This is a genomic window from Mesorhizobium sp. M1066 (genome assembly GCF_040318635.1).
In the GTDB taxonomy this organism is placed as follows: domain Bacteria; phylum Pseudomonadota; class Alphaproteobacteria; order Rhizobiales; family Rhizobiaceae; genus Mesorhizobium.
The window spans coordinates 96,860-122,826 of the sequence record NZ_JAMYMR010000013.1 but is presented as its reverse complement, the minus strand read 5'-3'; the positions used below and the strand labels follow the sequence as shown (position 1 = coordinate 122,826).

Here is a 25,967-nt window from a genome sequence, read left to right as displayed (position 1 = left end):
GATGCGACTTTCAGTTCGACGGCTTGCGCTGGCGCAATTGCCATTGGGCAAGCACCACGAGCAGCACGGAGGCGACGAGCACGATCGTCGCGATGGCGTTGATCTCCGGCGTCACGCCGCGCCGGATCGACGCGAAGACATAGATCGGTAGCGTCGTCTGCGCCCCGGCGACGAAGAAGGCGATGATGAAATCGTCGAAGGAGAAGGTGAAGGCGAGCAGGAAGCCGGCAACGACGGCCGGCATGATCTGCGGCAGCACGATCGAGCGGAACGTCGTCAACGGCGTCGCGTAGAGATCGCTCGACGCCTCGACCAGATTGCGGTCGAGGCCGCCGAGCCGCGTGCCGACGATCATCGTCACCAGCGCCATGGAGAACAGGCCGTGCGCGGCGATGATCGAGCCGTAGCCGAGCGCGAGGCGCGGCGGCTGGTCGTCGGGCCAGATCGAGGCGAGGAACGGATTGACGACCGTGAACAGCTGGACGAGCGCGACCAGCGTCGAAATGCCGATGACGACGCCCGGAACGACGATCGCGGCGCCCAGAAGCGCATCGAATACCGCGCGTGTTCTGATGCCGACACGCGCCAGGCCGAGTGCCGCCGCAGTGCCGCAGAACGCCGCCAGCAAGGCGCTGGTGGTGGCGATGAACAGGCTGTTCTTCAGCGCTTCGACCAGGAACGGGTTCGCCAGCGCCGTACCGTACCACTGAACCGAAAAGCCGGTGAACTCGCTGGCATGACGGCCGGCATTGAAGGAGAACAGCACGACCAGGGCGATCGGCAGATAGAGGAAAGCGAAGACGGCAATGACGAAGGTGCGCATCAGATCAGATCCACCCGGCGAGCGCCCGAAACCCGGGTCGAAATGCGGTTGGCGGCAATCAGCACCACCACCGAGACCAGCACCAGCGTGATCGCGATGGCCGATCCGAACGGCCAGTTGCGCGATTGCAGGAATAGGTCGACCAGTGCGTTGCCGATGAAGAACACCTTGCCGCCGCCAAGCAGCGTCGGGATCAGATATTCGCCGAGCAGCAGGATCATGACCAGCGAGAAGCCGGTCATCACGCCCGGCAGCGACAGTTTCAGGGTCACGCCGAGGAAGGTCGAGAGCGGCGTCGCGCCGAGATCGGCGGAGGCTTCCAGCAGCCTGCGGTCGAGCCGCTCAAGGCTGACATAGATCGGCAGAATCATCAGCGGCAGGTAGCCATAGACGATGCCGAGCAGCACCGCGCCCGGCGTGTTGATCAGCCTGATATCCTCGAAACCGATATAGGACAGCAGAGCCGGGATGCCGCGCCCGCCCAGGATATACATCCAGGCATAGGTCCGCATCAGGAGGCTGGTCCAGAACGGGATGACGACCAGCGCCAGCAGGATCAGCCGCCAGCGCTGCGGCGCACGCAGAGCGAGGTAGTAGGCGACCGGGTATGCGACGAGCAGACAGGCGAGCGCTCCCACCGGCGCCAGCACCATCGTGTTCCAGAAGGCGGTCGCCCGCGCCGGAAGGTTGGCATATTGCGCGAACGTGAAAGCCGCTTGATAGCCGCCTTCCGGCGCCCGCTCACCGACGCTGAACACCGCGATGGCGATGAATGGCAGCACCAGAAACACCACCAGCCACGCGGTCGCCGGACCGAGCAGCATGGCGGTCAGAAAATTCCTGCGAAGACGGCTGCCGTGCATGGAGAGATTTGCCCCGTGCCGGCGGGTATGAACCCGCCGGTCAACTTATCCGAAAAGAATTTGAGGCCGTCGCTCAGGCCGACTTGAAGCGCGCCATCAATTCGGCGCGGCCGGGATCCGTCAGCGTTGCCGCCGCGCCGAATTCCAGCGGCGTCAACAGGTCGGCCGCCGGATAGAGGATCGGATTGTCGAGCACTTCCTTGGGCAGCAGCTTGTTGACCCGCGCATCGGTCGACGGCGCACCATTGGCCAGGTGCTCCTTCACCGCCACCTGCGGATTCATCAGATAGTTGAGCAGGGCATAGCCGGCCGGCTTGTTCGGCGCATCCTTCGGAATGGCGTAGAAGTCGGTCCAGATCTCGCCGCCTTCCTTGCCCAGCACATAGGCGATCTCGGGAATGTCGCGATGCAGCTGCGCGCCGTCATTCGTCCAGCACATCGTCATCCAGGCGTCGCCGGCGCGCATGCCCGGCTGGTAGTCGGAGGAGACCGCGAACAGATGCGGCTTGACCTTCAGCAGCAGTTCCTCCGCCTTGGCCAGTTCGTCCTGCTTGAGCGAGTTGAACGAGTAGCCGTAATATTTCAGCGCATTGCCGATCGTGGTCAGCTGGTAGTCATGCACCATGGTGCGGCTGTCGCCTTCCGCCATGGCAGTGTCCCAGAACTCCTTCCAGCTGGTCATCGGCTTGGTCAGCTTCTTGGTGTTGACGGCAAAGCCGGTGGTGCCCCAGTTCTTCGGCACCGCATAGGTCACCCCTTCGATCGTGCCTTCCCCGGTAAAGCGCGGATCCTCCTGCGAGCCATCGAAATTCGGCAGCTTCGTCATCTCCAGCGGCTCGATGATGCCGAGTTTCTTGTAAGTCGAGATCGTGTAGTTGGTCGGCACGAACAGGCTCCAGCCCGAGGCGCCGGCCTGCAATTTGGCCAGCATCTCCTCGTTGGAGCCGAACACGTTGACCTCGACGGCGACGCCGGTGTCCTTCTTGAAGTTCTCGAAGGTCGCCGGATCATGATAGTTCGGCCAGGTGGCGATCGACATGCGGTCGCCAAGGCTTTCGGCGGCAAAGGCCGGTGTCGGCATGATGCCGATCTCGCGCGCCATCACCGCAGTCGCAATGCCAAGGCCGGTGAGGCCGAGGAAGTCGCGGCGGCCGATCGAGCCGCGCTTGAGGCGCATCAACTGGTCGACGAATTTCTCGGAGCTTATCGGCAGTCCGTCACGATATGATTTCGACATGTTTATCTACCCTCTGGTTGGCCCCGTTGTTCTTGGTCTCCGCAAACGCCAGCGGCGTTCCGGAGGCAAAGCCGATGGCGACGGGTTCACCCGGCTTGAAGAGATTGCCGTGGCCGATCAGGTGATCGGCCTTGGCCAGCAGCGTTCCGATGCCCTGGACCTCGATCGCGTATTCCGCCGTCGAGCCCAGGAAGATCCGGTTGCGGACGACGCCTTTGAATGGGCCGCCTGTCTGAGCGCCGAGACTGAGCGATTCAGGACGCAGGCTGACCGAAACGGCCTCGCCTTGCTGCAGGGCGGTTCGTTTGCGCGCTGCAATGACGGTGCCATTCGCGAGCGCCACCTCCACCAGATCGCCCGAATGTCCGGCGACGGTACCGCTCAAGAGATTGGTCTTGCCGACGAAATCGGCGACGAACAGGTCAGCCGGTTCGTCATAGATCTCGCTTGGCTGTCCGAGCTGGACGATGCGGCCGCCATTCATGACGCAGACGAAATCGCTCATCGACAGCGCTTCCTCCTGGTCGTGGGTGACCAGCACGAAGGTGATGCCGATCTCGCGCTGCAGGTTCTGCAGCTCGATCTGCATGTCGGTGCGCAGCTTCTTGTCGAGCGCCGCCAGCGGCTCGTCGAGCAGCAGCACCGCCGGCTTGTTGACCAAGGCGCGAGCGAGCGCCACACGCTGCTGCTGGCCGCCCGACAGTTCGTGGATCTTGCGGCGGCCATAGCCGGCGAGCCGCACCATTTCGAGCGCCTCGCCCGCCCTTGAGGCGATCTCGCGCGACGACAGTCTTGGCCGCGCCTGGCGCAGCCCATAGGCGACGTTGTCCTCGACATCGAGATGCGGAAACAGCGCGTATTGCTGGAACACCATGTTGACCGGCCGCCGGTAGGGCGGCGTGCCGGCCATATCCTGGCCGCGAATGAACACCTGGCCTTCGCTCGGCTGTTCGAAGCCGCCGATCATGCGCAGGCAGGTGGTCTTGCCGCAGCCGGACGGCCCGAGCAACGCGACAAAGGCGGAGGGCGGGACAGCGAGATCGATGCCGCTGACCGCGGTCACCGCGCCATAGCGCTTGGTGACGCCGCGAAACTCGATGTCGGGCACTGCGGTCAAGGCTGATGGCTCCAGCAACAGGGCAATATCGGGACGCTACCAGAGCCAATGGCGGCTAGTATATACCTCTGAGGTGGTATATCTGATCTATTTTCTCGTTTAAGGGGGTATAGATTGTCCCGCAGCGACGAATACAGCCAGCTCGCCACGCTCGTCGCGGCGACGCGGGAGACCAGCGGCGACCTGTTCGGCAATGCGCTGGTCGATTGGCTGCGGCTCCATGTCAGCTTCGACCACTGCGTGGTGTTCGGCTATCGCGGCGCGGCGCGCCCGCCGCTGCTGTTCGAAACCTTCTCGCCGGCCGAAAGCCACGTCTTCGTCGCGCTCTATCAGGAGGGCCCGTATCTGCTCGACCCGTTCCACCACGCTGCGGTCGAGCGCAAGGAAGGGTTCTGGCGCATGCGCGAACTGGCGCCGGACCGCTTCTATGCCAGCGAGTATTTCCGCTCCTACTACAGCCAGACCAGGCTGGCCGAGGAGGTCGGCTTCTTCGTGCCGCTGCCGGGCAAGGATACGCTGGTGTTGTCGCTGATGCGGCTGCGCGCTTCAGGCCCGTTCGGCACCGCCGATGCCAGGTTGCTGCGCGACATGGCGCCGGCGGTGATCAGCTTCGCCAGGCTGCGCTGGCCCACCCTTCCGGCCGACGAACCGGCAGCAGTGAAGCAGGACGAGACGATAGCGCCGGTCAATGAATTCGATCGTGCCCATATCTGGCAGAGCCTGTCGCTGACGCCGCGCGAAAAGCATGTCGTCGACCTGGTGCTGCAGGGGCATTCGACGGAGTCGATCGCCAGGGCCATGCGCATCGTACCGGGTACCGTGAAGGTGCATCGCCGCAACATCTACCGCAAGCTCAAGATCAAGTCGCAAGCCGGCCTGTTCGCGCGCTTCGTCGAGATCATCGACGCGCGGATCCGGCAGGCCCCCTAACCGCCGGCTTCCCACGATCCGGTCTCGGCCATCCGCTTCAGCAACGGCGCCGGCTTGAACACATCCTTGCCCGTCCGCTGATGCCAGTACTCGAGCCGCTCGATAATCTTGCCCGGGCCTTCAAGGCCAGCCCAGAACAGCGGTCCGCCCTTGCCGATGGGAAAGCCGTAGCCATTGACCCAGACGACATCGATGTCGGATGCGCGGGCCGCTATGCCTTCCTCCAGGATCTTGGCGCCCTCGTTGATCAGGGGGTAAAGCGTGCGCTCGATGATTTCTTCCGCACTGATCGCGCGCGGCGCGATGCCCCTCTCGGCAGCCTTGTCGCGGATCAGCACCTCGACCTCCGGATCCGGGACCGGGGTACGCGAACCGTTCTCGTAGAGATAGAACCCCCGGCCGGTCTTCTGGCCGAAACGTCCTTGTTCGCACAGCGTGTCGGCGATCACGGCCGACAGGCCACGCGCCTTGCGGTTGCGCCAGCCGATGTCGAGACCGGCGAGATCGCCCATCTGGAACGGCCCCATCGGCCAGCCGAAATCGGTCAAGACCTGGTCGATCTGGCTGGGCGTCGCGCCTTCCAGAACAAGCGCTTCCGATTCCGAGCCGCGCGCGGCCAGCATGCGGTTGCCGACGAAGCCGTGGCAGACGCCAACGACGACAGCCACCTTGCCGATCCGCCGCGCCAGATCGACGACGGTCGCCAGCGCATCGGGCGCGGTCTTGTCGGCGCGCACGATCTCCAAGAGCTTCATGACATTGGCCGGCGAGAAGAAATGCAGGCCGAGCACATCCTGCGGCCGCGAGGTCGAGGCGGCGATTTCGTTGATGTCGAGATAGGAGGTGTTGGTGGCGAGGATCGCGCCCGGTTTGGCTACCGCTTCGAGCTTGCCAAAAACCCCCTTCTTGACCGCCATGTCCTCGAACACCGCCTCGACGATCAGGTCGCAATCGGCGAGATCGGCATAGTCGGTGGAGCCCTTGAACAGAGCGAGCCGCTCGCGCCTAGCATCTTCAGTCAGGGATCCGCGCGTGACCGAGACGGTATAGTTCTTGTCGATGGTCGCCAAGCCGCGTTGCAAGGCCTCATGGCTGGTTTCCAGCAAAGTCACGGAGTAGCCGCCATTGGCGAAAGCCATGGCGATGCCGCCGCCCATCGTGCCGGCGCCGATGACGCCGACGCGGGCGATCCGGCGCTTGGTGTCCTTGCCCGCAAACTTTGCCGCCTCACGTTCGGCGAAGAACAGATGACGCTGCGCCCGCGACTGGTCGCTGCCGACCAGCTTCACGAACAACGCACGTTCCGCCGCCAGAGCCGCATCGAAGGGCAGCGTGACGGCATTGCGCACCGACTGCGCGCAAGCGATCGGCGCCTCGAGCCCGCGCGCTTTCCTGGCAAGATCCGCAGCCTCGGCGTCGAAAGCCGCGAGGTCGGTCTGCTTGAGCGCCTCATCGCGATCACGCACGGGCGTGAAGGGGCCACCCTTGCGGGCAATTTCCCTGGCGAAGTTCACGGCATGCGTGGTCAGATCGCCTTCGAAGACGGCATCGACGAGACCGGCGGCATGCGCCTCGGTCGCACCGACCGGCATACCGGAGACGATCATCCTGAGCGCCTTCACCGCGCCGACCAGGCGCGGCAGCCGCACCGTGCCGCCGCCACCCGGCAGCAGGCCGAGCTTGACCTCCGGCAGGCCGAGCTTGGCGTCGGAATCGGCGGCACGAAAATGGCAGCCGAGCGCAAGTTCCAGGCCGCCGCCAAGCGCGGTGCCGTGGATGGCGGCGATCGTCGGCTTGGCGATGGTTTCCAGAACAGCCACGATGGCACGCAGCTCGGGCTGCTGCATCGGCTTCCCGAATTCGGTGATGTCGGCGCCGGCAACAAAGGTCCGGCCGGCACAGGCGATGACGATGGCGGCAACCGAAGCATCATCCCGCAGCTCGACCAGCGCCTGCATCAGGGGTTCGCGGACACGAAAGCTCAGCGCGTTGACCGGCGGGTTGTCGATAGTGACGACGGCGACGTCGCCGTCGCGGCTGACCTTCACAAAATCGGACACGCAAACCTCCGGACAATGGTGAACGGCCTGCAGCCGCGCGATTGGATTTACAGCGCTATGACGTGGATGGAAACCAGAGGGAGGCCTGGCACAATGATTAGCGGCTCGAGGTGCCCGGCTGCCATCATCGCCGAAGTAGAGATCCTTCACACCCCCTCTGCCCTGCCGGGCATCTCCCCCGCAAGGGGGGAGATCGGACGTCACGACGGCCTTCCCAATTTTCAACGTTGAAAGGCGGACGAAACGGCGAAGCTGCCGATCTCCCTCCTTGCGGGGGAGATGGCCGGCAGGCCAGAGGGGGGTGCTGTCCCGCCAGCGTCGGCGTCCTGCTCCCGCTACCGCGGCGCTTTCTGCCCGCCCGCCGCCGTGATCACCCCGACAATGATCAGCCCCGTGAGCAGCAATCGCACCCCGGCACTCACCCCAAACGTGTTGAGCATGGTCAAAAGCAGCACCAGGAACAGCGCCGCGCCCCACACGCCAGGCACATTGGCCTTGCCGCCGGCGACCGACGTGCCGCCGATGACGACGACGGCGATCGAGGCCAGCAGATATTCATTGCCGATATCGACATTGGCGCCCCGGAAATAACCGGCGAGCAGCGCACCGTCGATGCCGCCGAGCGCGCCCGACAGCGTGTAGGTGAGGAAGCGGATGCGGCCGACATTGACGCCGGCGAGCCACGCCGCCCGAATGTTCTGGCCGATCGCCAGCACCGAGCGGCCATAGATCATACGCTGCAGGGCGACGGCCGCACCGATGGTGAACAGCACGGTGAGGATCGCCAGCACCGGAATGCCCAGCACCTGCCGGTTGGCGAAATCGGCGAAGCCCGGCGGCGGCTTGATCTGCAAGCCGCGTCCGTAGCTGATGTCGATCGACTGGATGATGAAGCTGGCCGACAAAGTGGCGATGATCGGCGGGATGCGCAGCGCCCAGATCAGCAGATAGTTGGCGGCGCCGATCGCCGCCCCGCAGGCAAGCGCCGCCAGCAGCCCGACCGCGATCATGGAATCGTTGCCGTCCATCACTTTCATCGCGACGGCGCTGGCAAGGCCGATATTGGCCGGCAGCGACAGGTCGACATTGCCCGGACCCAGCGTGATGACGAACATCTGGCCGACGCCGACAATGACGGTGAACACCGCAAGCGACAGGGCCGCAGTGACCATGCCGCCGGCGCCATAACCGCCGGTGAAGGCGATCGTCGCCAGCCACACCAGAAGCGCGCCAATGAACGACCAGATCCAGGGTTTGGTGAGCAGCGATTTCACCGATGTCATCGCTCACCTCTCCTTGCGGCTGATCAGCACCCGCGCCGCCAGCACGATGATCAGGATGGCGCCGTTGGCGGCCACCTGCCAGTCGGGCGGGATGTGCATGAAGGTGAGCAATGGCGATGCGGCCAGCGCCAGCGTCAGCGCGCCGATCACAGCACCTATCGGCGATACCCGGCCGCCGACGAATTCGCCGCCGCCGAGGATGACGCCGGCGACCGCCAGGAGCGTGTAGCCATTGCCGATATTGGCGTCGGCCGATGTGGTGATGCCGATCAGCGCCATGCCGGACAGCACGCCGAACAGGCCGGCGAGCGCGAACAGCACGATCTTGGTCTTGAGCAGCGACCAGCCGGCGCGGCCGAGTGCCGCCGGATTGCCGCCCGAACCGCGCAGGATCACGCCATAGGATGTGCGCATCAGGCCCAAATGAACGATGAGGCCGATCAGCAGCGCCGCGATGATCGGGAAAGGAATGAAAGGCGGCTTGAACGCCATCAGCCCAAGCAGCCAGTCCGGCGCCTTGCCGCCCGGTTTGGGCAAGACGAGAATCGCCAAGCCCTGCCAGACGAAGCTCATGCCAAGCGTCACCACGATGGAAGGCAGGTTGCGCAGATGGATCAGCGCGCCGAGCAGCGCATAGATGCCGATCGACCCGAGCAGGATGACGGCGCCGATGAGCGGCGCATCCTTCAACCAGGTCGCGGTGACACAGCCGACGAAGCCGACGAAAGTGCCGATCGACAGGTCGAGCTCGTTGCCGGCGATGACGAACATCTGCGCGATGGTCGCCAGCGCGATCGGGATCGCCAAATTGAGCATCAGGCTGAAGCCGAAATAGCTGATGGCGCGCGGGTTGAGCCAGGCGATGGCGAGCAGCACCAGCGCCAGCGACAGCGCCGGCAGCAGCCCGCGCAACAGACGGGCACGGGCCAGTGCGCCACGCTCGGCGGACGTCTTGGCGGCGGTGTCGAGACTGGCGGCCGTCATTTCAGGCCGCATCGCCGAAGGAGGACTGGATGATCTTCTCTTCGGTCAACTCGTCGCGGCGCAGATTGGCGACGATGCGGCCGTTCTTGAAGACATAGATGTGGTCGCAATTGTCGAGCTCTTCGGTTTCCGTGGTGTACCAGAGGAAGGTGCGGCCGCGGCCGGCCTCTTCGCGCACGAGGTCGTAGACCTCCAGCTTGGTGCCGATATCGACGCCGCGCATCGGATCGTCCATCAGTACGATCTGCGCATCCGAGCCGAGTGCGCGGGCAAACAGCGCCTTCTGCTGGTTGCCGCCCGACAGCGAGAAGATGTTGTTGTTCATATCCGGCGTGCGGATGCCGATCTTCTTCTGCCAAAACGCGGCGAGCTCGGCCTCGCGCTGCGGCGAGATCAGCAGCCCGCTGCGCAGCCGCGCCAGCGAGCGGATGCCGATATTCTCGGCAATCGACCATTGCGGAAAGATACCGTCCGACTGGCGGTCGCCGGCGACCAGCGCCACCGGTGCGGTCACCTCGATACCGGCCCGGGCGCGCGATGCAGCAGTGAAGATCGCCAGAAGCAGGTCGGTCTGGCCGTGGCCAGCCAACCCGGCAAGGCCGATGATCTCACCGGCGCAGGCGACGAGGTCGGTGCCGTCCTTCTGCGCGGCGGGCCGCGCCCGAACCCGCAGCGGACTGGCGCCGGGCTTGGCGGCAGCGATTTGCGCCGCGATCTTCTGGCGCGCTTCCGCGCCGCCCATCGCCGTCACCAGCCGGTCGCGGTCGAAGGCACTGGCGGCGTCGGCGACAACCACCTTGCCGTCGCGCATCACCACGATGCGGTCGGCGTTGCGCAGCACCTCGCCCAGCACATGCGAGATCAGGATGCAGCTTTTGCCGCCGGCAACGAAACGGCGCACGAAGGCCAGCAATTGGCCCGCCGTATGCGCGTCGAGCGACGAGGTCGGCTCGTCGAGGATGACGAGGTCGAGACGATCCTGGGTGACGGTGAAGGCGCGCGCCACCTCCACCATCTGGCGTCGGCCGATCGACAGGTCGCCGACAATGTCGGACGCCGAGATGCTGTGGCCAGGAAATATCTCGTCGAGCTTGGCGGCGATCAGCTCGGCCGCCTTGCGCCGCCAGCCGAAGCCACGCAGCGAAGCGTGGTTGATGCGCGTGTTCTCGGCGACGCTGAGATTGGGGCACAGCGACAGTTCCTGGAAGACGCAGCGTATACCGAGCTGCTGCGCCCGCGACACCGAGTAGTTGTCCTCAATGTCGCCATGCACGCCGATCTGCCCGCTGTCGGGCACCAGCGTGCCCGCCACCATGTGCATCAGCGTCGATTTGCCGGCGCCATTGTGGCCGACGAGACCGACGCACTCGCCGGGACCGACGTGAAAATCGACGCCGCCCAGCGCGCGAACGGCGCCGAAATGCTTTTCGGCGCCGTTCAGTCTGATGATGTCAGCGTTCCCTTCAGGCATGCTCAACGATACTCGCTTGGCTAGACGAACGGCAACGCTGCCGTGACATTCACTTGATGTTGGCTTTGATGGCCGCGATCGCGTCTTCCTGCGTGTATTCGTGGCTGGCAACGCCACCCTTTGGGATCTTCGGCAGCTCGGCCTCGAAATCGTCCTGAGTAAAGGCCAGATACGGCACCAGCAGATCGTGCGGAATGTCCGTGCGGCCGTCGAGCACCTGCTGCGCCACCCAGAAGGCGAGCGACGAGACGCCGGGCGCAATCGATGCCGACCAGGTCTGATAGCCGTCCTTGTCCTTCTGTTCCTTCCACCACTGCAATTCGTCCTGCCGGTTGCCCATGATGATGGTCGGGCGCGGCTTGCCGGCGGCGGCGAAGGCCTGTGCCGCGCCATAGCCGTCACCGCCCTGGTCGACGACGCCGACGATGTCGGGCAGCGACGGCAGGATGGTCGCCACCGCCTTCTGCGCCGTCGTCTGGTCCCAGTCGCCGGTCACCGAACCGACGATCTTGAACTCGGGATGGGCGGCGACGCCTTCGAGGATGCCGGCATGGATGGCATCGTCGATCGAGGTTCCGGCAAGCCCACGGATTTCCAGAAGATTGCCGCCTTTGGGCTGGAACTTGGCCATCTGCTCGATTTCCTGCTTGCCCATGTCCTTGAAGTCGACGACGACGCGGTAGGCGCAAGGTTCGGTCACGGTGCCGTCGAAGGAGACGACGACGATGCCGGCATCGCAAGCCTGTTTGATGGCGCCGTTGAGCGCATCCGGCGAGGCGGCGTTGATGACGATTGCGTCATAGCCCTGCAGGATCAGGTTCTGCACCTGTGCTGCCTGCGTCGGCACCTCCTTGTCGGCGGTGGTGAAGATGTCGGCCGCGCCGACGATCTTGTCGGCGACCGCCTTCTTGGTGACGATGCCATAGCTGTCGAGCATCGCCTGCCGCCAGGAATTGCCGGCATAATTGTTGGAAAAAGCGATTTTCTTGCCACTGGTGTCGGCCAGCGCCGTGCCCGAGGCGAGCATTGCCGCCAGAGCGCCCAGAACGAACAGTTTCTTCATGTCGTTATCCTCCCAGATGTGTTGACTGCTGCATTCCCACCGGCTTTGACCCCGGCCTCAACTCTGATTTGAGCACGGATTGTCGCGAGCTCAAAACAGTCTCAATCCCGGCACGCGCACCCTGAGCCGGTACAGCGACGTCGACGCCGTGATGTAGAGGCTTTGCAAATCGTCGTCACCGAAGGTGAAATTCGCGCAATCTTCGGGCGTCCGGATGACGCCAAGAATGGCGCCCGACGCGTCGAAAATGTGGATGCCGCCGGGACCGGTGCAGTAAAGGTTGCCGCGGCTGTCGATCTTCATGCCGTCGGGCGCTCCCGGCCCCTCGCCCTCGGTCACTGCCCACACCGCGCCGCCATTGAGGTCGCCATTGGCTTCGACGCCGAACACCCTGATGTGCCCGCGTTCGGTGTCGTTGATGAACAGCCGCGACTCGTCGAGCGAAAAGCACAGCCCGTTTGGCTGCCCGAAATCGTCGGCCAGCAATGTCAGCCGGGCGCCGTCGCCATCGATGCGGTAGACGCCCTGGAACGGCAGGTCCTGTGGCCGTGGCACGCCATAGAATTCCCTCCGGCCATAGCCCGGATCGGTGAAGTAGATCGATCCGCCTGTGGCAACGACGATGTCGTTCGGGCTGTTGAGCTGCTTGCCCTGATGGTGCGTGGCAAGCACGGTCACGCTGCCGTTGGGCTCGGCGCGGGTCACGCGGCTCGTCGCATGCTCGCAGGTGACCAGCCGCCCCTGGCGGTCCAGCGTGTTGCCATTGGCCTTGTGGCTCGGCTCGCGGAACAGCTCGATCTCGCCTTCGGCATTGCGGCGATACATCCGGCTGTCCGGAATGTCGGAGAAGACCAGCCATTTCTCATAGGGGTGCCAGACCGGCCCTTCGAGGAAGCCGAAGCCGCTCGCCAGCGTTTCGATCGCCGCATCGCCGACGACGTCGTCGAAGCCGGAATGGCGCGCACGCGCCGAAACCGACATCATCGGCTCCCGGCGCGAACAGCCGTGCTACTCCGCATGGTGACGAATGGCATGAGCGCTTCCCGATATGGTCTTCTTGTTGGGGCAGAGCGTAGGCGCGGTACCGACGAGCCGATACGGGTCAAAGCGCAGGGCTGACTGTGCGTTTGCACAGTCGGCCCTGCCTATTGAGCATAGAATAGGGCGACGCCAGATCAGGGCCGGCGAACACGCCGCAAAAGCGCGGTCAGGGTTGCGCTCGCGCAAGCTACGGCCACAAGCACGACCACGCCGGCAGCGTTGGATTTTTGCCCTGCGCGAAATGGGTCTTGCTGCGTGGGTTGAGGGCTGTGAACCAAGGTGTTCAGATCGGACCGGCTGCCGTGCCGAACGGAATAGGCCCGCGTGAACTCGGCACCGAGAAGGAAAATTTCCGACGAGTAGTAAACCCAGAGCAGTATGACGAGCAGGCCGCCGGCGGCGCCATACGAGGACGCAATCGCGCTGGTGCCGATGTACCAGCCGATAAGCGATTTTCCCAATGTGAACAGGGCCGCGGTCCCGACAGCGCCAATTGCCACATCGCGCCATTCCAAGGTTCGATCGGGTAAAACCTTGTAAATGGCGGCAAACATCACGGAGATAAGCGCAAACGAAACGACGCCATTGATCCCGCTGAGTATGATCGTTCCGAACGGCAGATGGGCGTTGATGAAAGCGCCCAGTGCCGAAATCGCGGCGCTTGCGATGAGAGAGACCAGCAACAGGAACCCGAGCGCGGCCACCAACCCCAGACTGGCGGCCCGTGCCCGCACCAGACGCGACAGGGAATTGCCTTGCGGTTCGATCTTCCAGATTGTGTTCAACGACTGCTGCATCTCGCCGAAAACGCCAGACGCGGCCACCAGCAAGGTGACCAGCCCTATGATCGCGGCCCAGGTGCCGTATAGGCTGCCGGATGCACTTTCCAAGGCTGTCTTGAGGAGATCGGCGCTTTCCGGTCCCATCAGCCCTGATATCTGCGCGGACAAGGCCAATTGTGCGGCATCGTGGCCGAAGACGAGACCAGCGATCGCAACCACGATCAGCAAGATCGGCGCCAGCGACGTGGCGGCATAAAAGGCCATCGCCGCACCATGACTAAGCGCATTGTCGTTGATGAAGCCGACTATGCTTTCACGCACCAGGTGCCATGAATCTGCAAATGAGGGTCGCACTTCGGGTCCGCAGGCATTGAGTTGGCGTTCATTAGCAATGCGCCGGACCTTCCGATGTTCCGGGTTGTGGCCGCCGCTGTTTCAGTGTTCCGCCAGCCAGGCATCGAGCCGGTCCTGTTCGCGGCGCAGCGCGTCGATGTTGATCAGGCCACGCGCCATGGCGAGATAGATCGCCCGCGTCCGCGAGTTGAACACGGAAGCATCGCCGGCGCCGTCCTCCGCCGGCACGATGCCGAGCTTGTCGTAGCAGTGCTTGATGCGGCTCTGCGCACCACGGATCGACAGGCCGCGCCGCGCCGCGATCGCCCGGTCGGTCAGGCCGAGCGCGATGTCGATCAGGCTCTCATATTCGCCGTCGGTGATGCCCTCGAACTTGTCCTGCACGCGGTGCTGGATGCCGCGGATCTCGCGGTCGATGATGCAGTGGCCTTCGCGGAAAACCCCGCGCAGGGCGGACCGCATGCCCTCCTCCGTCGCCGATTTGAGCACATAGCCGTAGACCGAGCCCGGCGGCACGATGCGCGCCACGCCGCGCACATAGGCTTCGTCGGCGAAATTCGACCAGAACAGGATGTGCGTGCCGGCGCGGCGGTTCCAGATCGCCTTGGCAACTTCGATTCCCGTCGCCTTCGGCATCTGCAAATCGAGCACGACATGCAGTGGCTCGCGTTCGGCCGCCAGGTTGATGGCGTCCTCGCCGTCGCTCGCTTCGATCACCTCGACGTCGCCGGGCCACAGCTGCTCCACCGTCCGCCGCGCGAAGCTGCGGTGCAGCCCGTCATTCTCGGCGATCATCACAAGCATCACATGGCCTCCGATACGGCGAACTCGCCAGGCACCGCTGCAGCCGCCGCCAAGTCTCGCGACGGCTGGCGGTCGATCTCGACGACGACACGGGTGCCGCCGTTCTTGCGGCCGGCTTGGCCGATGCGCAGCCGCGCCCCGATAAGGGCTGCCCGCGTGTGCATATGGCCGATGCCGCCATACGCGGCCGGGTCGACAGCGCCGCAGCCCTGGCCGTCATCCGTCACGATCACCCGCAGCACGCTCGCGGTCGACGCCAGCAGCACGTCGATGCGGTGCGGCGCGGCATGGCGAACGGCATTGTTGATCGCTTCCTGCACGATCCGGTAGAGCGCGGTCCGCACTGGCTCGGACAGGCTGTCGGCGCCGCCGTCGCTGGTGTCGGCGATGCGCACGGCGATCGGCGGCTTGGCCCTGGCGACGCTGCGGTTGAGATGCGCCTCGACCGCGTCGCGCAATCCGAACAGTTCGAGCACGCTCGGCCGCATATCGTCGACGATGTGGCGCAGTTCCGTCAGGCAGCCGGCGACCTCCTGCTCGAGATCGGCAAGCTGCGCTGCCCGCGCCACGCCCTGGCCGCGAAGGGCCGAAAGCTGGCGCGCGATGCGGGCGAGATCGGCAAGCGTCTGGTCGTGCAGGTCCATGGCCATGCGCCGGCGTTCGCGCTCCATGCCTTCGGTCAATTGCGAGGCGCCGACGCGCAGCAGTTCGACACGGTTGCGCGCCTCGCTCTCGGCCAGCATGGCGCGGCGCGCCTCCTCGGTCTGGATCAGCGCGAAGATGTAGGGCGCGATCAGGTCCGCGCATTGCTGGGCGACCGCGACATCGGCAAGCGTGTAGCAGTCGACCTCGTGCCGGCTGATGTTGAGCGCGCCGATGATGCCGCCGCGCGCCCTGAGCGGCACGACGATGCGGCTGCGCAACCTGGCGGCGAAGATCGGACCATCGATGGCGGTGGCGAAATGGAACCGCTCGTCGCTCAACGCATCGTCGGCGAGCAGATAGGGGACTTCGCCCCACAGCACCGAGCGGATCGGGCTGACTTCGGTCGGCAGGGGATGCTGGGCAAGCTCGCTCCAGCTGGTATGGAAGCCGGCTTCGTAACAGGCGTGCCGGCGGCCGTCATGCGACAGCACCGCCAGATCCATGTGATCGTGCGGGATGAGTGAGCCGATCTCGATGGCTGTCGCGCGGAACGCCGTGCCGGGATCGATATGGCCGGCAAGCGCCCGCGATATCGCCAGCAGCCGGTCGATCAGGACCAGGGACACTTCCGCCATTGTTTTCACGATCCTCCCGTGCCGCGAAATAGTGGACGCATGCCGCCGCCGCTGTCAACGACGGAGCCGCTGGCCATAGGGCTCCGCACTCAGCTTGACAAAAGAGCTGACGACAGCTCGGCGGTGTCGGCAGCCTTGTGGCGGCAATAGGAATTTTTTCTTGACTCGGTGCCCTCAGCTATGGTACATTTTTGCCTATGGTGCTGATTTGCGCCTATGACCCGCCGCACAGGCGGGTTTTTCGTTTGATGCTCCGTCAGCCAATGCGCGGGCGAAGGCTCCGAAGAAACCCGTCAGCCCGAATTCGTTGCCCTGCCATTGGCCCGCCCGATCAACTTGCGGTGCAATGATTGTAAAGGGTTCGCGTCCTGGTCTAGGGAGGAGGCCAGGAGACCGAACAGAATGCCAGTGACGCAAAACGTTGCTCCGGGCGCCCCGGGAATCCCGGCGCGCTGGACATCAAGCGCCAAGAGTGGCGTCGGAACGTCGCTTTCGCCGGTCGGCCGGATCTGGTTCACGATCAGCCACGGCATCCTCAACGAAGTCTACTATCCGCGTGTCGACAGCGCCTGCACCCGCGACCTCGGCTTGATCGTCACCGGTCCCGGCGGCTATTTTTCGGAAGAGAAACGCGATGCCGTGCATACGATCGAACCGTTCGAGGACGGCGTGCCCGCCTACCGGCTGGTCAATACGGCGAGCGACGGCGCCTGGCGGATCGAGAAGCGCATCCTCGCCGACCCGGCGCGCCCGGCGCTGCTGCAGGAAATCACCTTCACGGCGCTGAAAGGAGTGCCCGGTGACTACCGCGTCTACGCGCTTCTGGCGCCGCATCTGGTCAATGCCGGCATGGGCAACACCGCATGGGTCGGCGAGCACGAGGGCAAGCCCGTGCTGTTCGCCTCGGGGCGCGGCTCTTGCCTGGCGCTGGCTTCGTCGCTGCCCTGGAAAACCGGTTCGGCCGGCTATGTCGGCTTTTCCGACGGCTGGCAGCAACTCCACAACACCGGAGGACTCGATCCGGCTTGCCAGCGGGCCGAGGACGGCAATGTCGCGCTGACGGGCGAGATCGGCTTTTCCGCTACAGAGACCAAGGCCTTGCTGGCGCTTGGGTTTGGCGCGACATCAGACGAGGCCGCGGAACATGCTTTCGCCAGCCTGAAGCAGGGTTTTGAACCCGCGGCGAAATCCTACCTCCACAACTGGCGCAATTGGCAAAAGGGTTTGCTGCCGCTGGACGACCGGCACGCGGTCCCCGGGATCAACTTCTATCGCGTCTCGACGGCGGTACTGGCGACGCACCGGTCGATCATCGTGCCGGGCGCCGCGGTCGCCAGCCTGTCGATCCCGTGGGGCTTCAACAAGGGTGACGACGACCTCGGCGGCTACCATCTGGTCTGGCCGCGCGATCTGGTCGAGACGGCGGGCGGCTTTCTTGCTGCCGGCGATGCTGCCTCGGCCCTGCAAATCCTCGATTACCTCAGCTCCATCCAGCAGCCGGACGGCCATTGGCCGCAGAACGCCTGGCTCGACGGATCGGCCTATTGGCCCGGCATCCAGATGGACGAATGCGCCTTTCCGCTGCTGCTGGCCGATGCTTTGCGCCGCGCCGGCCATTTGCCGGGCGCCAGGCTCATGACCTTCCTGCCGATGATCGAGCGCGCCGCCGGCTATGTCGTGCGCAACGGGCCGGTCACCGGCGAGGACCGCTGGGAAGAGGATGCCGGCTACAGCCCGTTCACGCTCGCGGTCGAAATCGCCGCACTGCTTGCCGCGGCAGACCTGCTCGACGCCTGCGGCAAGACAGACGCCGCGACCTATCTGCGCGAGACATCGGACGTCTGGAACGACCAGGTCGAGCGCTGGACCTACGTCACCGGCACGGCGATCTGCAGTCAAGTCGGCGTCGAAGGCTACTATGTCCGCATCGCGCCGCCCGACAGCGCCGAGGCCAGTTCACCGAAGGACGGTTTTGTGCCGATCAAGAACCGGCCGCCGGGCGATACCGACCGACCCGCCGAAGAGATCGTCAGCCCGGATGCGCTGGCGCTGGTGCGCTTCGGTCTGCGGGCGGCTGACGACCCGCGCATGACAGACACGGTCAAGGTCATCGATGCGCAATTGCGCTGCGCGTTGCCGCAAGGGCAGCTCTGGTATCGCTACAACGGCGATGGCTACGGCGAGCATGAAGACGGCGCACCTTTCGATGGCACCGGCCAGGGTCGCCCCTGGCCGCTGCTGGCCGGCGAACGTGCCCACTATGAGCTGGCGGCTGGACGCGAGGAAAAGGCAGCCAGCCTGCTGGCAGCACTGGAAGGCTCGGCCGGATCGGGCGGCCTGTTGCCGGAGCAGGTCTGGGACGGCGCCGATCTGCCGGAACGCGAACTGCTGCATGGCCGCCCCTCGGGCAGCGCCATGCCGCTGGTCTGGGCGCATTCGGAGCATATCAAGCTGCTGCGCTCGCTGCGCGACGGCGCGGTCTTCGACATGCCGCCGCAAGGCGTCAAGCGCTATATCGAGGACAAGACGGTATCGCCGTTCAGAACCTGGCGGTTCAACAACAAGATCCGCACCATGCCGGAGGGCAAGACGCTGCGTGTCGAATTGTTGGACCCGGCTACAGTCCACTGGAGCACCGACAACTGGGCGACAGCCCATGACAGCCAGACGGTGGAGAACGCCTTCGGCGTCCATCTTGCCGATCTGCCCGCGGCAAGCCTCTCCGAGGGAAGCACGCTGACCTTCACTTTTTTCTGGCCCGGGACCGGCGATTGGGAGAATGTCGACTTCTCCGTCATATCGGGCGACCAAGATGGCCAGTAGATCATAGCCAGTAGACCTTCCCTCGATAGACCCCATAAATCTCCTAGAAAACAGGGACGAAACCATGCAGATCGGAATGATGGGACTGGGCCGGATGGGCGCCAACATGGTCCGGCGCCTGATGCGCGATGGCCACGAATGCGTCGTCTACGACATCAACCCGGCCAGCGTCGCCGCCCTGGTGACCGACGGCGCGTCAGGGGCGGCCTCGATGGAAGAATTCGTCGGCAAGCTGGCCAAGCCGCGCTGTGTGTGGCTGATGCTGCCGGCGGCAATCACCGGCAGGATCATCGACCAGGTGGCGGCCCTGATGGAGCCCGGCGACATCGTCATCGACGGCGGCAATTCCTATTACCACGACGCCGTCGACCAGGCCGCGAAACTGGCCGGCAAGGGTATCCATCTTGTCGATGTCGGCACCAGCGGCGGCGTCTGGGGCCTGGAGCGTGGCTACTGCCTGATGATCGGCGGCCCCGACGTGGCGGTGCAGCACCTCGATTCGATCTTCGCCACGCTGGCGCCGGGCGCCGATGCCGGCTCCAATCCGCCTGGGGATGCCGGGACTGCACCCTTCGGCTATCTGCATTGCGGACCGAGCGGTGCCGGCCACTTCGTCAAGATGGTGCACAACGGCATCGAATATGGCGTCATGGCCGCCTATGCCGAAGGCATGAACATCCTGAAGTCGGCCAATGCCGGCAAGCGGCAACGGACGGCGGACGCCGAGACCAGTCCGCTGGAAAACCCGCAATACTACCAGTTCGACATCGACCTTCCCCAGGTGGCCGAGGTCTGGCGGCATGGCAGCGTTATCGGCTCCTGGCTGCTCGACCTGACGGCCGGGGCGTTGAAAAGCGATCCGGGCCTGGTGAATTTCGGCGGCCGCGTTTCGGATTCCGGCGAAGGTCGCTGGACCCTGAAGGCGGCTATCGACACCGGCGTGCCGGCTCCGGTGCTGTCCTCGGCGCTGTTCGACCGCTTCTCCTCGCAGGGCGAATCCGAATTCGCCGACAAACTGCTCTCCGCCATGCGCTACGCCTTTGGCGGCCATGTCGAGAAGCCGAAGGCCGGCAAGTGACGACACTGGGGGAGACACGCGCATGAGCCAGGAACGATCCGACACGCTGGTGCTCTTCGGAGCCACCGGCGACCTCGCCCACAAGAAGATATTTCCAGCCCTTTACCAGATGGTCGCCAAGGGCACGCTTACCGAACCGGTGATCGGCGTCGCCTTCGATGCCTGGGACCTCAAGCAATTGCAGGCGCGCGCCCGTGACGGCATCGTCAATGCGCTCGGCAAGATCGACGAAAAAGCGTTCGCCAAATTCGCCTCGCTGCTGCGCTACGTCAGCGGTGACTACCGCGATGGAGCGACGTTCGAGAAATTGAAGAGCGCCCTCGGCACGGCGCAGCGGCCGCTGCACTACATGGCGGTGCCGCCGACCATGTTCGAGACCGTCGTCCAGGGGCTGGAGCAATCAGGCACCGCGCATGGCGCACGGCTGATGGTGGAAAAGCCCTTCGGTCACGATCTGCAATCGGCGCGCTGGCTGAACCGCGTCCTGCATCTGGTGTTCGACGAACAGTCGATCTTCCGTATCGACCATTATCTGGGCAAGGAAGCGATCCAGAACCTGCTCTATTTCCGCTTCGCCAATTCCTTCCTCGAGCCGATCTGGAACCGCAACTACGTCGAAAGCGTGCAGATCACCATGGCCGAGGATTTCGGCGTCGAGGGACGTGGCCGTTTCTATGACGATGTCGGCTGCATCAGGGACGTCATCGAGAACCATCTGCTCAACATCCTGTTGCTGCTTGCCATGGAGCCGCCTGTCGGCCGTTCCGCCGATGACCTGATCGACGAGAAGGTGCAGGTGCTGCGCGCGATCAGGACGCTGACAAAAGACGATGTCGTGCGTGGCCAGTTCACCGGCTATCTCGCCGAACCCGGCGTAGCGCCGAACTCGCCCGTCGAGACCTTCGCGGCGGTGCGTTTCTTCGTCGACACCTGGCGCTGGCAGGACGTGCCGTTTTTCATCCGCGCCGGCAAGAACATGCCGGTGCATGTCACCGAAGTGGTGGTGCGGCTGAAGCGGCCGCCGCTCGATGTCTTCGATCCGATCAAGCCCGCCGACCAGAACTACGTCCGCTTCCGCATCGACCCGCAGGTGGTGATCGCCATCGGAGCCCAGCGCAAGGCGCCGGGCGACGACATGATCGGCGAGCAGGTCGAACTGACGGCGCTCGACGACTCAAAGGGCGACATGCCGCCCTATGAGCGCCTGATCGGCGACGCCATGAACGGCAACGGGCAGTTGTTCACCCGCCAGGACGCCAGCGAACTGGCCTGGCGCATCGTCGGTCCGGTGCTTGGCGACACCACGCCGCCGCATCTCTACGAGCCGCTCACATGGGGACCCGCGGACGTCATGGCCGGGTTTGGGCCGCCCAATGGCTGGATCGATCCGGTGAAGTGAGAGGACCACACGATGGCCAAGAAAGTGAAGCAACCAGCATCGGGCACCGAGAAGCCGGACACTGAAAAAATCGTGCTCACGATCGACATCGGCGGCTCGCACGTCAAGATCCTCACCAGTGCCGGCGGCGCGGAGCGCCGCGCCGATTCGGGGCCCGACCTGACGCCGCGGCAGATGATCGATACGGTCAACAAGCTCGCCGAAGGCCTGTCCTACGACGTCGTCTCGATGGGCTATCCGGGGCCGGTCAACCACAACAGGCCGCTCGCCGACCCCGCAAATCTCGGCAAGGGCTGGGCTGGATTCGACTTCGCGGCTGCGTTCGGCAAACCGGTGAAAGTGGTCAATGACGCGCTGATGCAGGCCATCGGCAGCTACGAGGGCGGACGCATGCTGTTCCTCGGGCTCGGCACCGGTCTCGGTGCGGCGATGATCGCCGACAACGTCGCCCAACCGATGGAACTCGCGCATTTGCCCTACAAGAAGGGCAGGAGTTTCGAGGATTATGTCGGCGAGCGCGGCCTGGAAAAGCGCGGCAAGAAGAAATGGCGCAAACACGTCTTCGACGTCGTCAACCGGCTCCGTGCCGCCATGCAGGCGGACTATGTCGTGATTGGCGGCGGCAACGTCGACAAGCTCGATGAATTGCCCGCCGACTCCAGGCGCGGCGACAACACACGCGCCTTCGAAGGCGGGTTTCGTTTGTGGCGCGACAAAGCGCTGATAGTCTGATACTGCTATTGTTTAATATAGTTGTTCAAAATAACGTGTGACCTGACATCAAATCGTTGCAATACGCAGATTTGCCGACTAGGAATTCCGCGCTACACCAACGCCATTCGTCCCGTGGACGCACGAAGGACGCCATAGCATTTTGATTTCGCGCATGAACCTTTCCGGAAGTCGAATCCGATTTTCAGGTCATTCGCTGTAGACGGAGAAATAGAGTGACCGACGATAGCAACAGTGCCCGTAAAGACATCGATCTGCTCGAGCTGACCGCTCACATCGTGTCCGCTTACGTCGAGAAGAACCGCTTGCCCGCCTCCGGCCTGGCCGACCTCATCGCCAGCGTCAGCGCCTCGATAAACGGGCTCGGCAAGCCTGCGGTCCCGGTGGCTGCCCCCCTGGTCCCGGCGGTCAACCCCAAGAAGTCGGTGACGCCCGATTTCATCATCTGCCTCGAGGACGGCAAGAAGTTCAAATCGCTGAAGCGTCACCTGGGCGTGCATTTCGGCCTGACGCCGGACGCCTATCGCGCCAAATGGGGCTTGCCGTCGGATTATCCGATGGTCGCTCCCAACTACGCGGCCTCGCGTTCGCTACTGGCGAAATCGATCGGCCTCGGCCGCAAGGCTGCCCCCGTGAAGGCACCCGCCAAGGGTAGGAAGGCCAAGGCCTCGGCCTGATCATTTGGTCCTGAGCCAACAGTTAGGACGACTGGAACAGAAGCCTGCCGGCGAATCCGCCTTGGCAGGCTTCATGTTTTTGTGGCTTGGATGGACCGGACGGGTTCCTAAGCAATTCCAGGATAAGTGTGAAACGGTTTTCCGTCCGGAATTGCGTAAAAACAACGAGTTAGAGCGGGCCGCCGTTTCCGTGAAACGGTGAACTGCTCTAGGGGAGCGAGCCATGAACTACACCAGGATGGTGATCGAGAAAGAGGCACCGGAAGAATACGGCTACGACCGTATCCGCTACAATCTTTCGGAAAGTTCGATCGCCGACCAGAAGCTGTCCGACATCGGCCTGTCGCTGCCTGATCTCACGCTTTTCTATGGCGAGCATCGCGGCGACAAGCAGTTGCGTGCACTGATATCGGCGCAGGATGCCGGCATTTCACCGGACGATGTCCTGGTCACCGCCGGTGCCGCCGGCGCGCTGTTCATCATCTCGACCTCGCTTTTGTCGGCCAATGACCACCTCGTCGTCATCAGGCCCAACTACGCCACCAACATCGAAACCCCAAGGGCGATCGGCTGCGCCATCAGCTTTGTCGACCTGGCCTTCGAGGAAGGCTTCGCCATCGATGTCGAACGCGTCAAGGCGGCGATGCGGCCGGACACGAAGCTGATCAGCGTCACCTGCCCGCACAACCCGACCGGCACGATGATGAGCCGAGCCGAACTCGATGCCCTGGTGGCGCTTGCCGAAAGCAGCAACTGCCATCTGCTGGTCGACGAGACCTATCGCGACCTCTCCTACGGCCGGCGGCTGCCGACCGCTGCCTCGCTGAGCCCGAAGGCGATCAGCGTCTCGTCATTGTCCAAGGCCTTCGGCATTCCCGGCATCCGCATCGGCTGGCTGATCACCCGGGACGCGGCGCTCCAGGAAAAATTCCTCGCCGCCAAGGAGCAGATCGGCATTTGCGGCAGCGTTATCGATGAAGGCATTGCACGGGGCATGCTCGAGCGCCGGGACGCTTTCCTGGCAACGCTGCTGCCCGAAATGGCCAAGCGCCGCGACATCGTCCAGGCCTGGATCGATCGCGAACCGCTGGTCGACTGGGTGCGGCCCGAAGGCGGCGTCGTCGGCTTCCCGCGCCTCGATGTCGAAACCGGCTTCGACCTCGACCGGTTCTATGTGAACCTGCTGGAAAACCATGGCACCTATGTCGGACCCGGCCACTGGTTCGAGATGGAGAAGCGCTTCTTCCGCGTCGGCTTTGGCTGGCCGACGGAAGCCGAATTGCGCGGCGGCCTTGATGCCATCTCCGCCGCGCTGCGGCAGTAACTACCGCGTGCCGGCGATGGAACGGGCTGAAAATTCCTTGATCCAGCACTGATTTTGACGCATATCCGCTGCGAACTGAGCTAAAAAGTTCCGCCAGCCGGACCAGCGCCCATCGTGGAAGTGCCCCGCCAGCTGACGTCACTGCAACGGGGCCTCTTAAATCATGACAGCAGAACAGATATCGCCGGACCAGCGCTATGCCGCGTTCCGTCATCGCTCCTTCCTGAGCTATTGGGCGGCGCGTTTCCTCACCACATTTGCCACCATGGTCGTGTCCGTCGCGGTCGGCTGGCAGATGTACGATTTGACCCGTGACCCGCTCGATCTCGGCCTGGTCGGCATCGTCCAGTTCTTGCCGTCGCTGCTTCTGGTGCTGGTCACCGGCGTCGTCGCTGATCGCTTCGGCCGCCGCCTGATCATGGCGCTGGCGGTCGTGGTGGAGGCGATGTGCGCGCTGGCGCTGCTGTTCCTGACGCTGCGCGGCATCAGCGGGCCGCTGCCGATCTTCTGCGTGCTTGCCATGTTCGGCGTCGCCCGCGCCTTTTTCGGTCCGGCCTCCGCCTCGCTGTTCGCCAATCTGGTGCCGCCTCAGGATTTCGCCAACGCCATCGCTTGGAATTCATCGGCCTGGCAGACGGCAACCATCGTCGGCCCGGTGGCCGGCGGCCTGCTCTACGGCGTGTCGCCGGAAGCGGCCTACGGAACCGCGGCCGTCCTGATGCTCGTGTCCGGGCTGCTGATCTTCACCATCCCGAAGCCGTCGCAGCGCACCGAGTCGGACAAGCCGACGATGCAGCACCTGCTCGGCGGGTTCAGCTACATCTGGAGCGAAAAGATCGTGCTCGGCGCCATCTCGCTCGATCTGTTCGCCGTGCTCCTGTCCGGCGCCTCGGCGCTGCTGCCGGTCTATGCGCGCGACATCCTCCAGCTCGGCCCCTGGGGTCTCGGCCTGCTGCGATCGGCGCCCAGCATCGGCGCCATTTGCGTCGCCATCTGGCTGGCCGGGCATCCGCTCCGCAACCACGCGGGCATGATCATGCTGGCCGCCGCCGCCTCGTTCGGCGCCTTCACCGTGCTGTTCGGCCTTTCCACCATCACCTGGCTGTCGATCGTGGCGCTGGTCTTCCTCGGCGCCACCGACATGTTCAGCGTCTACATCAGGGAAACCCTGATCCAGCTGTGGACGCCCGACGAGGTGCGTGGCCGCGTCAACGCCGTCAACCAGGTCTTTGTCGGAGCCTCCAACGAGGTCGGCGAATTCCGCGCCGGCACGATGGCCGCACTGATCGGCACGGTGCCGGCCGTGGTGATCGGCGGCGTCGGCGCCATCGCCGTCGCGGGCCTGTGGATGGTGCTGTTCCCGCAACTGCGCAAGGTGCGCCACCTCAACGGACGCAACTGATCTTCTTACGGCTGACAGCCGACATGCCTCGCCTATACACAGGAGCCCCCATGATCACTTGCTACCTGAAATATGTCATCGACCCCTACAAGCTTGCCGAGTTCGAAGACTATGGCCGTCGCTGGATAGGTCTGGTCAACCGCCTCGGCGGAAACCATCACGGCTATTTCCTTCCGAGCGAGGGGGCTAACAATATCGCTTTTGCCATGTTCAGTTTTCCGAGCCTTGCCGACTACGAGGACTATCGCAAACGGATGGCTGCCGACCCTGAATGCCAGGAAGTGTTTGAAATGGAAAAACGCAATCGCAGCATTCTCAGCTACGAGCGCAGCTTCCTGCGGCCAGTGCTCGAACCTTAAAGGGCGTCGCGTCGAAACAGATTCACGCGCCGCGCTTTAGATCTTTGTTTTATGCATGTCGTCTTCCAACACCGAGGTCAC

22 protein-coding genes are annotated in these 25,967 nt (G+C 64.2%); 9 read left to right on the top strand and 13 right to left on the bottom strand.

Translation table 11 applies throughout. The annotated features are described in order from the left end of the window. Positions 1-10 precede the first annotated feature (10 nt). From NKH52_RS18560 to NKH52_RS18545, 4 genes are all read right to left on the bottom strand, one after another. Complete coding sequence (locus NKH52_RS18560; RefSeq protein ID WP_352735097.1) at positions 11-823, bottom strand: ABC transporter permease; 813 nt, start codon at positions 821-823, stop codon at positions 11-13. After that, positions 823-1,686 carry an ABC transporter permease gene (locus NKH52_RS18555; RefSeq protein ID WP_352735095.1) on the bottom strand — a complete coding sequence of 288 codons (864 nt, stop codon included), beginning with the start codon at positions 1,684-1,686 and terminating at the stop codon, positions 823-825. The genes NKH52_RS18560 and NKH52_RS18555 overlap by 1 nt, the downstream gene beginning before the upstream one ends. Positions 1,687-1,759: 73 nt before the next feature. After that, a complete protein-coding gene (locus NKH52_RS18550) occupies positions 1,760-2,923 on the bottom strand; it encodes an ABC transporter substrate-binding protein (RefSeq protein WP_352735093.1) in 1,164 nt (387 codons plus the stop codon). After that, positions 2,904-4,040, bottom strand: coding sequence for an ABC transporter ATP-binding protein (locus NKH52_RS18545; protein ID WP_127296589.1), 1,137 nt, complete (start codon positions 4,038-4,040; stop codon positions 2,904-2,906). Before NKH52_RS18545 ends, NKH52_RS18550 begins: the two co-directional genes overlap by 20 nt. Positions 4,041-4,154: 114 nt before the next feature. Between NKH52_RS18545 and NKH52_RS18540 the strand changes: the two genes are divergently transcribed. After that, a complete protein-coding gene (locus NKH52_RS18540; RefSeq protein WP_352735091.1) occupies positions 4,155-4,970 on the top strand; it encodes a response regulator transcription factor in 816 nt (271 codons plus the stop codon). Here the strand turns inward: NKH52_RS18540 and NKH52_RS18535 are convergent. The 9 genes from NKH52_RS18535 to NKH52_RS18495 all read right to left on the bottom strand — a co-directional run bounded on the left by NKH52_RS18535 (position 4,967) and on the right by NKH52_RS18495 (position 16,092). After that, complete coding sequence (locus tag NKH52_RS18535) at positions 4,967-7,030, bottom strand: 3-hydroxyacyl-CoA dehydrogenase NAD-binding domain-containing protein (RefSeq protein WP_352735089.1); 2,064 nt, start codon at positions 7,028-7,030, stop codon at positions 4,967-4,969. The genes NKH52_RS18540 and NKH52_RS18535 overlap by 4 nt on opposite strands. Before the next feature lie 335 nt (positions 7,031-7,365). After that, the gene (locus NKH52_RS18530) at positions 7,366-8,313 is read right to left on the bottom strand and encodes an ABC transporter permease (protein WP_023811208.1); all 948 of its coding nucleotides are present in this window, start codon (positions 8,311-8,313) and stop codon (positions 7,366-7,368) included. 3 nt (positions 8,314-8,316) lie between these two features. Then, positions 8,317-9,297, bottom strand: a complete 981-nt coding sequence (locus NKH52_RS18525; RefSeq protein ID WP_352735087.1) for an ABC transporter permease — start codon at positions 9,295-9,297, stop codon at positions 8,317-8,319. A gap of 1 nt (position 9,298) precedes the next feature. Beyond that, on the bottom strand, positions 9,299-10,768 hold the full coding sequence (locus tag NKH52_RS18520) for a sugar ABC transporter ATP-binding protein (protein ID WP_352735085.1): 1,470 nt from the start codon (positions 10,766-10,768) through the stop codon (positions 9,299-9,301). A gap of 49 nt (positions 10,769-10,817) precedes the next feature. Further along, entirely contained in the window at positions 10,818-11,831 is a 1,014-nt protein-coding gene (locus tag NKH52_RS18515; protein WP_023811211.1) for an ABC transporter substrate-binding protein, read from the bottom strand. Between the two features lie 90 nt (positions 11,832-11,921). Continuing rightward, on the bottom strand, positions 11,922-12,812 hold the full coding sequence (locus tag NKH52_RS18510; protein ID WP_352735083.1) for an SMP-30/gluconolactonase/LRE family protein: 891 nt from the start codon (positions 12,810-12,812) through the stop codon (positions 11,922-11,924). 194 nt (positions 12,813-13,006) lie between these two features. Continuing rightward, the gene (locus NKH52_RS18505) at positions 13,007-13,918 is read right to left on the bottom strand and encodes a YihY/virulence factor BrkB family protein (protein ID WP_245273214.1); all 912 of its coding nucleotides are present in this window, start codon (positions 13,916-13,918) and stop codon (positions 13,007-13,009) included. Between the two features lie 171 nt (positions 13,919-14,089). Next, a complete protein-coding gene (locus NKH52_RS18500; RefSeq protein WP_127318792.1) occupies positions 14,090-14,812 on the bottom strand; it encodes a response regulator transcription factor in 723 nt (240 codons plus the stop codon). After that, positions 14,812-16,092 (bottom strand): sensor histidine kinase, encoded by a 1,281-nt coding sequence (locus tag NKH52_RS18495; RefSeq protein WP_352735079.1) that lies wholly within the window; start codon positions 16,090-16,092, stop codon positions 14,812-14,814. Before NKH52_RS18495 ends, NKH52_RS18500 begins: the two co-directional genes overlap by 1 nt. Positions 16,093-16,494: 402 nt before the next feature. Between NKH52_RS18495 and NKH52_RS18490 the strand changes: the two genes are divergently transcribed. The 8 genes from NKH52_RS18490 (at position 16,495) to NKH52_RS18455 (ending at position 25,886) form a co-directional block, all read left to right on the top strand. Further along, the gene (locus NKH52_RS18490) at positions 16,495-18,915 is read left to right on the top strand and encodes a glucan 1,4-alpha-glucosidase (protein WP_352735077.1); all 2,421 of its coding nucleotides are present in this window, start codon (positions 16,495-16,497) and stop codon (positions 18,913-18,915) included. A gap of 64 nt (positions 18,916-18,979) precedes the next feature. Continuing rightward, positions 18,980-19,993 carry a phosphogluconate dehydrogenase (NAD(+)-dependent, decarboxylating) gene (gene gnd / locus NKH52_RS18485; RefSeq protein WP_127808739.1) on the top strand — a complete coding sequence of 338 codons (1,014 nt, stop codon included), beginning with the start codon at positions 18,980-18,982 and terminating at the stop codon, positions 19,991-19,993. 22 nt (positions 19,994-20,015) lie between these two features. Beyond that, positions 20,016-21,392 carry a glucose-6-phosphate dehydrogenase gene (zwf, locus tag NKH52_RS18480; RefSeq protein ID WP_127412268.1) on the top strand — a complete coding sequence of 459 codons (1,377 nt, stop codon included), beginning with the start codon at positions 20,016-20,018 and terminating at the stop codon, positions 21,390-21,392. Between the two features lie 12 nt (positions 21,393-21,404). Next, positions 21,405-22,124 (top strand): ROK family protein, encoded by a 720-nt coding sequence (locus tag NKH52_RS18475; protein WP_352735074.1) that lies wholly within the window; start codon positions 21,405-21,407, stop codon positions 22,122-22,124. 215 nt (positions 22,125-22,339) lie between these two features. After that, complete coding sequence (locus NKH52_RS18470; RefSeq protein WP_023811220.1) at positions 22,340-22,801, top strand: Ros/MucR family transcriptional regulator; 462 nt, start codon at positions 22,340-22,342, stop codon at positions 22,799-22,801. Between the two features lie 223 nt (positions 22,802-23,024). After that, positions 23,025-24,125 carry an aminotransferase class I/II-fold pyridoxal phosphate-dependent enzyme gene (locus NKH52_RS18465; RefSeq protein ID WP_352735072.1) on the top strand — a complete coding sequence of 367 codons (1,101 nt, stop codon included), beginning with the start codon at positions 23,025-23,027 and terminating at the stop codon, positions 24,123-24,125. A 163-nt stretch (positions 24,126-24,288) separates the two neighbouring features. Next, positions 24,289-25,527 carry an MFS transporter gene (locus NKH52_RS18460; protein WP_352735070.1) on the top strand — a complete coding sequence of 413 codons (1,239 nt, stop codon included), beginning with the start codon at positions 24,289-24,291 and terminating at the stop codon, positions 25,525-25,527. Between the two features lie 50 nt (positions 25,528-25,577). Further along, positions 25,578-25,886, top strand: coding sequence for an NIPSNAP family protein (locus NKH52_RS18455; protein WP_352735068.1), 309 nt, complete (start codon positions 25,578-25,580; stop codon positions 25,884-25,886). The last annotated feature ends 81 nt before the right edge of the window (positions 25,887-25,967 follow it).

Bases quoted from the DNA above. Each gene is read 5' to 3' on its own strand.
- NKH52_RS18560 (WP_352735097.1), bottom strand. From the start codon at position 823: ATGCGCACCTTCGTCATTGCCGTCTTCGCTTTCCTCTATCTGCCGATC.
- NKH52_RS18555 (WP_352735095.1), bottom strand. From the start codon at position 1,686: ATGCACGGCAGCCGTCTTCGCAGGAATTTTCTGACCGCCATGCTGCTC.
- NKH52_RS18550 (WP_352735093.1), bottom strand. From the start codon at position 2,923: ATGTCGAAATCATATCGTGACGGACTGCCGATAAGCTCCGAGAAATTC.
- NKH52_RS18530 (WP_023811208.1), bottom strand. From the start codon at position 8,313: ATGACATCGGTGAAATCGCTGCTCACCAAACCCTGGATCTGGTCGTTC.
- NKH52_RS18525 (WP_352735087.1), bottom strand. From the start codon at position 9,297: ATGACGGCCGCCAGTCTCGACACCGCCGCCAAGACGTCCGCCGAGCGT.
- NKH52_RS18520 (WP_352735085.1), bottom strand. From the start codon at position 10,768: ATGCCTGAAGGGAACGCTGACATCATCAGACTGAACGGCGCCGAAAAG.
- NKH52_RS18515 (WP_023811211.1), bottom strand. From the start codon at position 11,831: ATGAAGAAACTGTTCGTTCTGGGCGCTCTGGCGGCAATGCTCGCCTCG.
- NKH52_RS18510 (WP_352735083.1), bottom strand. From the start codon at position 12,812: ATGTCGGTTTCGGCGCGTGCGCGCCATTCCGGCTTCGACGACGTCGTC.
- NKH52_RS18505 (WP_245273214.1), bottom strand. From the start codon at position 13,918: ATGGCCTTTTATGCCGCCACGTCGCTGGCGCCGATCTTGCTGATCGTG.
- NKH52_RS18500 (WP_127318792.1), bottom strand. From the start codon at position 14,812: ATGCTTGTGATGATCGCCGAGAATGACGGGCTGCACCGCAGCTTCGCG.
- NKH52_RS18495 (WP_352735079.1), bottom strand. From the start codon at position 16,092: ATGGCGGAAGTGTCCCTGGTCCTGATCGACCGGCTGCTGGCGATATCG.
- NKH52_RS18490 (WP_352735077.1), top strand. From the start codon at position 16,495: ATGCCAGTGACGCAAAACGTTGCTCCGGGCGCCCCGGGAATCCCGGCG.
- gnd (WP_127808739.1), top strand. From the start codon at position 18,980: ATGCAGATCGGAATGATGGGACTGGGCCGGATGGGCGCCAACATGGTC.
- zwf (WP_127412268.1), top strand. From the start codon at position 20,016: ATGAGCCAGGAACGATCCGACACGCTGGTGCTCTTCGGAGCCACCGGC.
- NKH52_RS18475 (WP_352735074.1), top strand. From the start codon at position 21,405: ATGGCCAAGAAAGTGAAGCAACCAGCATCGGGCACCGAGAAGCCGGAC.
- NKH52_RS18465 (WP_352735072.1), top strand. From the start codon at position 23,025: ATGAACTACACCAGGATGGTGATCGAGAAAGAGGCACCGGAAGAATAC.
- NKH52_RS18460 (WP_352735070.1), top strand. From the start codon at position 24,289: ATGACAGCAGAACAGATATCGCCGGACCAGCGCTATGCCGCGTTCCGT.
- NKH52_RS18455 (WP_352735068.1), top strand. From the start codon at position 25,578: ATGATCACTTGCTACCTGAAATATGTCATCGACCCCTACAAGCTTGCC.